Annotated in this window: 10 protein-coding genes; 4 read left to right on the top strand and 6 right to left on the bottom strand. The window is 70.8% G+C overall.

Annotated elements, in window-relative coordinates:
• Positions 1-29: 29 nt before the first annotated feature.
• Positions 30-1,523, bottom strand: coding sequence for a sugar transferase (locus ACZ67M_RS16810; protein WP_469851446.1), 1,494 nt, complete (start codon positions 1,521-1,523; stop codon positions 30-32).
• Positions 1,524-2,336: 813 nt separating this feature from the next.
• Between ACZ67M_RS16810 and ACZ67M_RS16805 the strand changes: the two genes are divergently transcribed.
• Positions 2,337-2,888, top strand: coding sequence for an EF-hand domain-containing protein (locus ACZ67M_RS16805; RefSeq protein ID WP_392238329.1), 552 nt, complete (start codon positions 2,337-2,339; stop codon positions 2,886-2,888).
• Between the two features lie 97 nt (positions 2,889-2,985).
• Here the strand turns inward: ACZ67M_RS16805 and eno are convergent, their stop codons facing one another.
• Complete coding sequence (gene eno, locus ACZ67M_RS16800) at positions 2,986-4,293, bottom strand: phosphopyruvate hydratase (RefSeq protein WP_469851444.1); 1,308 nt, start codon at positions 4,291-4,293, stop codon at positions 2,986-2,988.
• A gap of 188 nt (positions 4,294-4,481) precedes the next feature.
• Between eno and ACZ67M_RS16795 the strand changes: the two genes are divergently transcribed.
• Entirely contained in the window at positions 4,482-4,904 is a 423-nt protein-coding gene (locus tag ACZ67M_RS16795; RefSeq protein ID WP_122619432.1) for a MarR family winged helix-turn-helix transcriptional regulator, read from the top strand.
• 30 nt (positions 4,905-4,934) lie between these two features.
• On the opposite strand, the gene ACZ67M_RS16790 is transcribed toward ACZ67M_RS16795, so the two are convergent.
• A complete protein-coding gene (locus ACZ67M_RS16790) occupies positions 4,935-5,786 on the bottom strand; it encodes an alpha/beta fold hydrolase (RefSeq protein WP_469851442.1) in 852 nt (283 codons plus the stop codon).
• Between the two features lie 103 nt (positions 5,787-5,889).
• On the opposite strand from ACZ67M_RS16790, the gene ACZ67M_RS16785 reads away from it, so the two are divergent.
• On the top strand, positions 5,890-6,303 hold the full coding sequence (locus ACZ67M_RS16785) for a winged helix-turn-helix transcriptional regulator (RefSeq protein ID WP_469851440.1): 414 nt from the start codon (positions 5,890-5,892) through the stop codon (positions 6,301-6,303).
• 40 nt (positions 6,304-6,343) lie between these two features.
• Positions 6,344-6,733: a hypothetical protein gene (locus ACZ67M_RS16780; RefSeq protein ID WP_361364411.1), complete on the top strand. Its 390-nt coding sequence runs from the start codon at positions 6,344-6,346 to the stop codon at positions 6,731-6,733.
• Positions 6,734-6,818: 85 nt separating this feature from the next.
• Here the strand turns inward: ACZ67M_RS16780 and pntB are convergent, their stop codons facing one another.
• The 3 genes from pntB to ACZ67M_RS16765 form a co-directional block, all read right to left on the bottom strand.
• A complete protein-coding gene (pntB, locus tag ACZ67M_RS16775; RefSeq protein ID WP_392101740.1) occupies positions 6,819-8,264 on the bottom strand; it encodes a Re/Si-specific NAD(P)(+) transhydrogenase subunit beta in 1,446 nt (481 codons plus the stop codon).
• Positions 8,264-9,835 (bottom strand): Re/Si-specific NAD(P)(+) transhydrogenase subunit alpha, encoded by a 1,572-nt coding sequence (locus tag ACZ67M_RS16770; protein ID WP_469851438.1) that lies wholly within the window; start codon positions 9,833-9,835, stop codon positions 8,264-8,266. Before ACZ67M_RS16770 ends, pntB begins: the two co-directional genes overlap by 1 nt.
• 157 nt (positions 9,836-9,992) lie before the next feature.
• Positions 9,993-10,793: an SDR family NAD(P)-dependent oxidoreductase gene (locus tag ACZ67M_RS16765; RefSeq protein WP_469851437.1), complete on the bottom strand. Its 801-nt coding sequence runs from the start codon at positions 10,791-10,793 to the stop codon at positions 9,993-9,995.
• Positions 10,794-10,846 lie beyond the last annotated feature (53 nt).

Here is a 10,846-nt window from a genome sequence, read left to right as displayed (position 1 = left end):
TGCGCCGGCCGGACCACGGCTCCGGCGCATCAGTAGGCCCCCTGGCCGTAGAACACCGCACGCAGCGTCTTCCACAAGATCACTGTGTCCAGGGCGAGCGACCAGTCCTCCACATACCGCAGGTCCAGCCGGACCGCCTCGTCCCACGACAGGTCGCTGCGTCCGCTGATCTGCCACAGGCCGGTGAGTCCGGGCTTGACCAGCAGCCGCCGCCGGATGTCAGGGCCGTACGCGGCGGACTCCTCCGGTAACGGGGGCCGCGGGCCGACGAGTGACATCGATCCCGTCAACACGTTGAAAAGCTGCGGGAGTTCGTCGAGGGAGTACCGGCGCAGCACCGCCCCGACCCGGGTCACCCGCGGGTCCCGGCGCAGCTTGAACAGCAGGCCGGCGCCCTCGTTGCGGTCGGCCAGCGCCGCACGCGCCCGGTCCGCCCCGGCGACCATGGTGCGAAACTTGAGGATGGTGAACTCGCGGCCGTCCTTGCCGACCCTGCGCTGGCGGTAGAAGGCCCCGCCCCGGCTGTCGACCAGCACGAGCAGCCCCACGAACACCATCAGCGGCGCGAACAGCACCAGCAGGACCGCCGCGCCCGTCCGGTCGACGATGCCCTTGATCGCGCGGCGGCCCCCCGTGAAGGTCGGCATGCTGACCCGCAGTAACGGGATCCCGAGCACCGCGTCGATGTGCAGCCGCGGTCCGGCCACCTCCATCAGCACGGGCGCCACGACCATCTCGGTGTCGCTGCCTTCGAGGTTCCAGGCCAGTCGCTGGAGCCGGTCCGGCGACCAGTGCGGGTCCGGTGTGACGGCGACGACACGGTAGCCGTCGCGGTGGACGTGGCCGGCGACGTCCGAGAGCCGGCCGACGACCGGTACGCCGTCCAGTTGGTCACCGCCGTGTTCCTGACCGTCCGTTCCCAGACCGTCCGTCGTGCACACCGCGTCGACCCGCCAGCCGAGATGCGGGAATCTTCGGGTCCGCGTGATCAGGTCGCGCACGGTGGCCGGACTCCCGGCGGCGAGCACCGGTATCAGGCACCGCCCGTCCTTCCGCTGCCGATGCAGCCACAGCCGCAGCACGTACCGCGCGGTCATGGTGACGAGGGCGATCGCGGGAATGGCGACGAAGATCCAGAGTTTGATGTTGCGCGAGGTGAGGGCGATCCCGCCGAGCGCCAGTACGACGGTCGCCATGAACAGTGAGCGCCCGAGCCGGCGGAATTCCTCGGCCCCCTGGCCGAGCACCCCCGGGGCCCACGACCGGCTCACCGCGAGCGCGCCCAGCACCAGCAGTTCGGTGCCGAAGGCGAGAATTCCCCACTTCTCGTGCCAGTTGGCCGCGTCCCGGGCCCCGAAGAAGTTACCGATCGCCGAAACCACGACAGCGGTCGCCACCGTATCGGTGGTGATCACGGTACGGCGATACCGCTGCTCCCAGTCGACCGCGGGCCGGCTGGCCGCCCCCTTGGCCAGGCTTTCGCCCGCAGCCGGAAAAGGGCTGACTATTCCCCCTTGCCGCACAGAACCCCCCAGGTCCCCAGTGATTCGACGTGTTCGCCCAACACTGTTTTGCTCTGCCGGGAGGCCCCCGCCTTCCGTGCCGATGCGGCAATGCAGAGCTACTTGAAGCAGAGCTACTGGAATTCGAGGCGCGCCGGTACCCGCCGAAACCTTGGGTGCTCCCCTCACCCAAGCGCCCTTTCGGGCTCCAGAAATTGATCATCCCCATGGCCGGCACGGACGCCGCAGGGTGCAACGCTGACCTGCCGAAGTGCCGGACCTATAGATCATTACTGGTCGCCTCGTGTCGAAGCACGGTCAATGTAGACCATCGGGGCTCGGTGTGAAGAGGGGATGTGTGTAATTTGTGTTCAACCTTTGAGCTTGCCTTCATTATTCGGTCACGCTTTACCGCGCTCCCGATGCCGCCCGGACTGCGGCGACGGCCTTGATCGAATTTGCGCTGCTTCTCACCCCCGGACTCCGGCCGTCAGTCACGGAACCGGTGCTGAGCTGCGGGCCTTGTGCCGTGTGATCGTCCGTGCGCGTCGCCTGCGAATTTGCACACGGTTGCCCGATCGCGCCGGCCCGGCCCGCCAAGAGCGCTCTCCGACGGAGATCGCCCGCGCGCCGGCGAGGCGCGTCGGGATCAACATCGGCTGGATTGTGGCGCGGTGGGGCCTCGGCCGTCGACGAAGTGGGCGTGAGGGGGCCGCCGCAGGTCCAAACCGGCGCGCGGTGTCGCGGACTCGGCCGCCGGTGATCCCGGGCGCCGTTGGCCGGCCCGCGGAACTGGACAGGCTGTCCCCAACCGGGTGAGTCAGGGGGCTTGAGATGGCCAGTGGGTTTCAGCGGGCGAAGGTCCGGGCGATGTTCGAGGCGTTCGACGCCGACGGCAACGGCCTTCTGGAGGAAGCGGACTTCGCGGCGCTCGTGGAGCGGTGGCGCCGGCTGCCCCGGGTCGCCGCCGCGCCGGAGCTGACGGAGCGGGTGCGGGGTGTGCTCATGGGATGGTGGCACCAGCTGTCGGCCCTCGCCGCCGAGGAGGGGGAGGGCGCGGAGCGGGTCGACATGGACGTCCTGATGGCGATGGTGGACCGGTTGCCGTCGATGCCCGAGGCCGTCACGGCCACGGCCGACACCATCTTCGACGCCGTGGACGAGAACGGTGACGGGCGCATCTCCCGCGCCGAGCACCAGCGGCTCATCGACACGTGGCACGGGCGCGGCACGGCGACGGGGGACGTGTTCGACCGTCTCGACCAGGACGGCGACGGCTACCTCGGCCGGCCGGAGTTCGCGCTGCTGTGGCTTCAGTTCTGGATCAGCGACGACCCGGCCGAGCCCGGCAACGAGATGTGCGGTCCACTGGCCCCGGCCGCCTGACGCCGCGGGGCGCCGACACGGGAGCACCGTGTCGGCGAGCCCGCCGCCGGGCGCGCCCCGGCGGCCGTGAGCGGCGACCGGTCGCCGCGGCTCCCGCCTATGCCCGCCGCAGCGCGGAGCCGCCCGCGAAGCGTGCCGACGAGCCCAACTCCTCCTCGATGCGGATCAGTTGGTTGTACTTCGCCGTCCGGTCGGAGCGGGAGAGCGACCCGGTCTTGATCTGACCGCAGCCGGTCGCCACCGCGAGATCCGCGATCGTGGTGTCCTCCGTCTCGCCCGAGCGGTGCGACATGACGGCCGTCCAGCCCGCCTGGTGTGCCGTGGCCACCGCGGCCAGCGCCTCCGTCAGGGTCCCGATCTGGTTGACCTTGACCAGGACGGAGTTGCCGACGCCGGTGCGGATCCCCTCGCGCAGCAGCGTCTCGTTGGTGCAGAACACGTCGTCGCCGGTGAGCTGGCAGCGGTCGCCGACGCGGGCGGTCAGCTCGCGCCACCCGTCCGGGTCGTTCTCCGCCATCGGGTCCTCGATGGAGACGACCGGGTATGTGTCGATGAGCTTGGCCAGGTAGTCGGCCTGCTCCGAGGGGGTGCGCCGCACTCCCTCGCCCGCGTAGTCGTACACCCCGTCGTGGAAGAACTCCGACGACGCCGGGTCCATCACCAGGCCGATGTCCTTGCCGGGGCGGTAGCCGGTGCGTTCGATCGCGGTCATCACGAAGTCGAGCGCCTCCTCGGCCGTACGCAGGGCCGGTGCGAAGCCGCCCTCGTCGCCGACGCCCGTGGAGTGCCCGGCGCTCAGCAGGTCGCGGCGCAGGGTGTGGAAGACCTCGCTGCCCATGCGGACGGCCTCGGCGAAGGTGTCCGCGCCCACCGGCGCGATCATGAACTCCTGGAAGTCCAGCGGATTGTCGGCGTGGGCACCGCCGTTGACGATGTTCATCATGGGCAGCGGCAGGAGGTGCGCGTCGGCCTCGCCCAGGTAGCGGTAGAGGGGCTGACGGCGGGCCGCAGCGGCGGCCTTGGCGGCGGCGAGTGAGACCCCGAGGATCGCGTTGGCCCCGAGCCGGGACTTCGCGGCCGTCCCGTCGAGGGCGATCAGCGCGCCGTCGAGACCCGCCTGGTCCGCCGCGTCCCGGCCGCGCACGGCGGCCGCGATGTCGCCGTTGACGTGGGCCACGGCGCGGTCGACGCCCTTGCCGTGCCAGCGCGCGGAGTCTCCGTCACGCAGCTCCACGGCCTCCCGGGCACCCGTCGAGGCCCCGGAGGGGACAGCCGCGCGCCCCAGCGACCCGTCCTCCAGGACGACATCGACCTCGACCGTGGGATTGCCTCGGCTGTCGATGATCCGGCGGGCGGTGACGGTCTCGATGACGGCCGCGACGTCTTCGGCTGCCTGTGCGGACATGGGAGGTCCTTCCCGTTGTCGTGTGCCGTGGCCCCGGCTGCGACGACGCTGGCGCTGAGCCCGACAGCCCAGACACTACAGCAATGCTGAACAGTTCTGCTGCTCAGTTTCGCTGTGCAGTACTGCTGTGCAGTCTCGCTGTGCAGGTCAGGTGCACAGCGACGCTGGTCAGCGGGATAAGGTGCCGTATGCCCACCTCGGAAGCCGCCGCCATCGCCGCCGAACTGCGCACCGCGATGGGAAAGCTGACCAGACGCGTCAAGCACGAGGACCGCATTCCGCTGGGTCAGATCGCCGTCCTCGGCGCACTCGACCGCGCCGGGGCCATGACCACCAGCGATCTCGCCGCGGACCAACGCGTCCGCCCCCAGTCGATGGCCCGGGCGGTGGGCCTGCTCATGGAGAAGGACCTCGTCACCCGCCGCGCGCACCCCACCGACGGCCGCAAGACGCTGGTGGAGCTGTCGGACGCGGGCCGGGCCGCGCTCGAGGCGGAACGCAACCGCAGGGCCGGCTGGCTCGCCCAGGCCATCGACGCCGGCCTCGACGACGAGGAACGGGCACTGCTGGCCCGGAGCACGGCGCTGCTGGAGCGGCTCGCGGACTACTAGGGCGGGTATCGAAAGTCGGCCCCGCCCTGGTCAGACTGGCTTCGCCTGCTCACCGGCCAGGAACGGACGCAGCAGCGTGAGCAGTTCGCGCGGGCGGTGCAGCGGAATGATGTGGCCGCAGTCCTCGATGACGTGTCCGGTGAGATCGTCGGTGAACGGTCGGAGCTGGTGTTCCAGCGAGGCACCGACGGGCCGGGCGCCGACCGCCATCGTGGGCGCCGTCAGGCGGGTGGTGGCGACCGCCTGCTCGATCTGTGCCGCGCTCTCGGGCAGCGCCCGGTAGTACGAGAACGCGCATCTCAACGCCTGGCGGCCGGTGTACGCGCGGACGAAGGCGTCCCGAAGACCGGGGCGCACCCCGTCCCCGAGCGTGCCGGCGCGCAGGAACCAGTCGACGTAGGCGGCCTCGTGGCCCTGCAACACGGTCTCGGCGAGGCCTGGCTCGGCGCAGTGGAAGCCGAACCACCACGGCGGCCCGTCGGCGAGGAACTCCTCGGCGCCGGGAAGCGTGCCCAGCAGGGACTCCATGACGACCAGGCGCCGGACGAGACCGGGGCGGCGCAGGGCCAGGAGGAAGGCCGGCGCGGTACCCGCGTCGATGCCCACCACCGCGGCCGAGGACACGCCGAGCGAGGTGAGGAGTGCCGCGGCGTCCCCGGCCAGGGTGCCCGCGTCGTACCCGGAGGCGGCGCGGCTGCTCGCGCCGAACCCGCGCAGGTCCGGCGCGATGACGCGGTGGCGGCCGGACAGGTCGGCCATGACGTCCGTCCACAGCTCCCAGGTGTGCGGGAAGCCGTGCAGCAGCAGTACGGCCGGGCCCGATCCGGCGAGAGCGACGTTCAGTTCGACACCGTTGACGGGGACGCGCCGCAGTTCGGGCATGGAGAGGCTCCAGGTGCGTGGTGAGGAAAGGTGACCTGGTCACGCTATGGAACTATCCTGGTCCGTCCAAGACGGCACTTTCCCTTCAGGTGGTGAGCCCCGAGTGACCACGTCGAGGCCCGGCGAACCCGGCCGGCGGCCCGGTGAGCGGGGTGACCTGCTGGATCCGCGCTGCCCGGCCCGCCAGTTGCTCGACCGCATCGGCACCAAGTGGACGTCGATGGCGGTCAAGGTGCTGGCCGAGGAGGCTCCGGACGAGCTGCGTTTCGCCGAACTGCGACGCCGTATCCCCGGCATCTCACAGAAGATGCTGTCCGTCACCCTGAAGAGCCTGGTCCGCGACGGCCTGGTCGCGCGGAGCGTGGAACCCACCGTGCCGCCCGCCGTCCACTACCGGCTCACCGAACTCGGCCTGTCCCTCGAAGGCCCGCTCTCCGCCCTGCGGGTCTGGGCTGAGACACACATGCCGGAAATCGACCGCAGCAACCGGCTCGCCGACGAGTCGTCCCCCGGCTAGAGCGCGGGCATGCCCAGGACCACACCATCAGGAGGAACCGGTGCCATACCCGCAGCTGCTCACCCCCGAGGAGAAGCTCGCCGACGCGAAAGAGCTGTTGAGGCTCCCTCGCATCGTCGTGATCTGCGGCTCCACCCGCTTCATGACCGAGATGAACGAGGCCGAGCTGCGGGAGACCGAAGCGGGAAGGATCGTCGTCAAACCGGGCTGTGACTTGAAGTCGCCGCACGCGCTCTGGTCCGACCCCGTCGAGGCCGAGGCGCTGAAGGCCCGTCTCGACGATCTGCACCGGGCGAAGATCCGGCTCGCCGACGAGGCGCTCGTGGTCGGCGGCTACATCGGAGACAGCACCCGAGCCGAAATCGCCTACGCCCGGTCGCTGGGCAAGCCCGTGCGCTTCACACACCCCGAAGTCGACCCCGACGCCTGACCGACTCGCGGTGGACTCGTCCACCGACCGCGCCGCCGGTCAGCGGGTGCCCTGCCTGCCGGGGCACCCGCTGACTTCGGCACCGTCAGACGGCCCCGCGAACCCGCTCGCCCACCCTCTCCCCGGAACCGAGGGCCCGCAGTATCTCCTCGACGCTCTGCTTGGCGTCGCCGAAGAGCATGCTGCTGTTCTCCCGGAAGAACAGCGGGTTCTGCACGCCGGCGTAGCCGGAGGCCATCGAGCGCTTGAAGACGATGACGTTCTCCGCCTCCCAGACCCGCAGCACGGGCATACCCGCGATCGGGCTCGACGGGTCCTCGGTCGCCGAGGGATTGACCGTGTCGTTCGCGCCGATGACCAGCACGACCGACGTGTCCGCGAAGTCGTCGTTGATCTCGTCCATCTCCAGGACGATGTCGTACGGCACCTTCGCCTCGGCCAGGAGCACGTTCATGTGCCCGGGCAGCCGCCCCGCGACGGGGTGGACGCCGAACCGGACCTCGACGCCCCGCTCGCGCAGCCGCCGCGTCAGCTCCGCGACCGGATGCTGGGCCTGCGCCACGGCCATGCCGTAGCCGGGAGTGATCACCACCGACCGCGCCCCCGCGAGCAGCCCGGCCGCCTCGTGCGCCCGGATCTCGCGGTGCTCACCCTGCTCCTCGTCACCGCGCGGCGGAGCTTCCATGCCGAAGCCGCCCGCGATGACGGAGAGGAAGGAACGGTTCATCGCCTGGCACATGATGTAGCTCAGATACGCGCCGGAGGATCCCACCAGGGCACCGGTGACGATGAGCAGGTTGTTGTCGAGCAGGAACCCGGCGGCCGCCGCGGCCCACCCGGAGTAGCTGTTGAGCATGGAGACGACGACGGGCATGTCACCGCCGCCTATGGAGGCGACCAGGTGCCAGCCCAGGGCGAGCGCCAGGACCGTGACCGTCACCATCAGGGGCAGGCTCGGACTGACGGTGAACCAGACCGTGAGTACGGCGAACAGGGCCAGCGCGCCCAGGTTGAGGGCGTTCTTGCCGGGCAGCGTCAGGGGCCGGGACTTGATCCGGGCGGACAGCTTCAGGTACGCGACGACGGAGCCGGTGAAGGTGACCGCGCCGATGAAGACGCCGATGAACACCTCGGCGTGGTGGATGCGGATCAGATCGGCGGGGATCAGGGTCTGCGAGCCGTGGGCCTCGACCTCCAGGTAGCTGTTCCACCCGACCAGCACGGCCGCGAGGCCGACGAAGCTGTGCAGTACCGCGATCAGCTCCGGCATCTGCGTCATCTCCACGCGCCGCGCCTGCCACAGGCCGATCGCGGCGCCGATCACCGTGGCGAGCAGGATCAGCACGACCGGACCGGCGGACACGCTCTGCGCGGAGACGACGATGGTGGCGGTCAGCGCGAGGGCCATCCCCGCGATGCCGTAGACGACACCGGCGCGGGACGTCCGGTGCTGTGACAGGCCGGCCAGGCTGAGCACGAACAGCAGCGCCGCCACCAGGTCGGCCGCACGGGAGGCGGTCATGGACGTCATCAGGACTCGCCTCTCGAGAACATCGACAGCATGCGGCGGGTCACGGCGAAACCTCCGAAGATGTTCACACTCGTCAGCAGGATCGCCACGAAGGACAGCACGGTGACGAGCGTGCTCTCGTGCCCGACCTGCAACAGGGCCCCGATCACCACGATCCCCGAAATGGCGTTGGTCACCGACATCAGCGGCGTGTGCAGCGCGTGGTGCACCTTGCCGATGACGTAGTAGCCGATGACCACGGCCAGGGCGAACACCGTGAGGTTCTCCGCGAGTTGGGCCGGTGCGAGGGCGATCAGGAGGAACGTGATCGCCATCCCGAGGCCGATCAGCCCGAAGCGCCCGGCCGGGGTGAGCCGGGACTTCCTCGCGGGCACGGCCGCCGCCGCCGTCGACGCCGCGGGCTCCGTCGCGGCCGGGGCGGCCGAGACGGCGACCGGCGGGGGAGGCCAGGTGACCGCGCCCGCGCGCACCACGGTCACGGCCCGCTGCACCACGTCGTCGAAGTCGACGACGAACCGCCCGTCCTTGCCGGGGGTGGCCAGGGCGAGCAGGTTGACCAGGTTGGTGCCGAACAACTGGGAGGCCTGTGCCGGGAGTCGGGACGCCAGATCCGTGTAGCCGATGAGGGTCACGCCGTTGTCGGTCACCACGGTCCGGCCCGCGACGGTGCCCTCCACGTTGCCGCCCTGCGCGGCGGCCATGTCGACGACGACGCTGCCGGGTCTCATCGCCGCCACGTCCGAGGCGGTCAGCAGTCGCGGCGCCGGCCGCCCGGGGATCAGGGCGGTGGTGATGACGATGTCCACGTCCCTGGCCTGCTCGTGGTACAGCTCGGCGGCGGCCCGGTCGTAGTCGGCGGAGGTCGCCCTGGCGTAGCCGTCGGCACTCGCCTCCTGGGAGGCGTCCACCGCCAGGTACTCGCCGCCCAGGGAGCGCACCTGATCGGCGACTTCGGGGCGAGGGTCGGTGGCCCGTACGACCGCGCCGAGGCTGGACGCGGCCCCGATGGCGGCGAGCCCCGCGACCCCGGCCCCGGCGACGAGGACCTTCGCGGGCGGCACCTTGCCCGCGGCGGTGACCTGACCGGTGAAGAAGCGCCCGAAGGCGTGGGCCGCCTCGATCACCGCACGGTATCCGGCGATGTTCGCCATGGAACTGAGGACGTCCATCGACTGGGCCCGCGAGATGCGCGGCACCGCGTCGAGGGCGAGCACCGTGACGTCCCGCGCGGCCAGCGCCTCCAGCAGTTCCGGGTGCTGGGCCGGCGCGATGAGCGCCACCAGCGCCGCACCCTCGCGCAGTTCGGCGATCTCCTCGCCCGACGGCGCATTGACCTTCAGTACGACGTCGGCGGCCCAGGCCTCGCCGATACTGGCCCCCGCCTCCGCGTAGGCGTCGTCGGCGAACCCGGAGGCCGTACCGGCTCCTGATTCGACGACGACCTCGTAGCCGAGGCCGAGGAGCGGGCGGACCGTCGCGGGCGTCGCCGCGACGCGCGTCTCCCCGGGTATGGACTCGGCGACGACGCCGACGCGTTGCGGCGGATGGTGAGTGGCGTGGTGTCCAGTCATGTCCAGTCTCTCGTCGAGGCGTTGTTGCCGGGTTCCGTACCCAGACGAGGGCGACCGGGCACCGAAAACGTGATCCCGGTCCGGCGGTTCACCGGCCGACGGGGATCAGCGGCACCAGGCTCGTCATCACCGCGAGGCGGAGCGTGTGACCGTCCGCTCAGGTCGCCTCGCCCGAGTCGGGTTCGGCCATCCTGCGGTGGGCCTCGGCCTTGAGCCGGTCGGGCAGCACCTTGTTCGCCAGTCCCTGCGCCTTGGTCCTGGCGGATCCCGCGGTGAGTTTGTCCTTGCCGGCGAAGAGTGCGTCCAGCCCCTGCCGTGCCACCTGCGCCGGGTCGTCCTTGTCCTGCCTGCCGACCGGGGTGTCGTCCATGCCCGCGCGGTGGAAGAAGTCGGTCTCGGTGGGGCCGGGCATCAGCGACGTCAGGGTGACGCCGGTGCCCTCGAACTCGTTCCGCAGGGCCTGGGTGAACGACTGGAGGAACGACTTCGAGGCGTTGTACACAGCCTGGTAGGAGCCCGGCATCGTCGACGCGATGGAGGACGTGACGAGGACCCGACCGCCGTCGCGGGCGGCCATGTCACGGAGGACGAGTTTCGCCAGGTGGACGGTGGAGCGGACGTTGAGGTCCACGATCTCGAGATCGTCCGCGAGGTCGGTGTCGACGAAGGCGCCGCCCCGCCCGACACCCGCGTTGAGCACGGCGACGTCGAGCGGGCGGCCGGTCGCGGTGACCGCGGCGTAGAGCGCCTCGGTCCGTTCGGGAAACCGCAGATCGGCGGGGACGGTGTGGATCACGGTCCCCGCCTCACGGATGAGCCCCGCAGCCCGCTCGAGCCGGGCCTCGTCCTCGGCGTTGACGATCAGGTCGTGTCCCCGCTCGGCGAGCTGCCTCGCCAGTTCGAGGCCGATACCGCTGGAGGCGCCCGTGACCAGGGCGAAAGGCTTGACGTCGTTCATGGCCGCTTCCCAGGGGTGTGAGGTTCAGGAGGACGTCGGACGGGCCGGGGGCC

The sequence above is a fragment of the Streptomyces sp. NPDC107500 genome (assembly GCF_055582785.1).
This window is presented reverse-complemented; position numbering and strand designations above follow the sequence as displayed.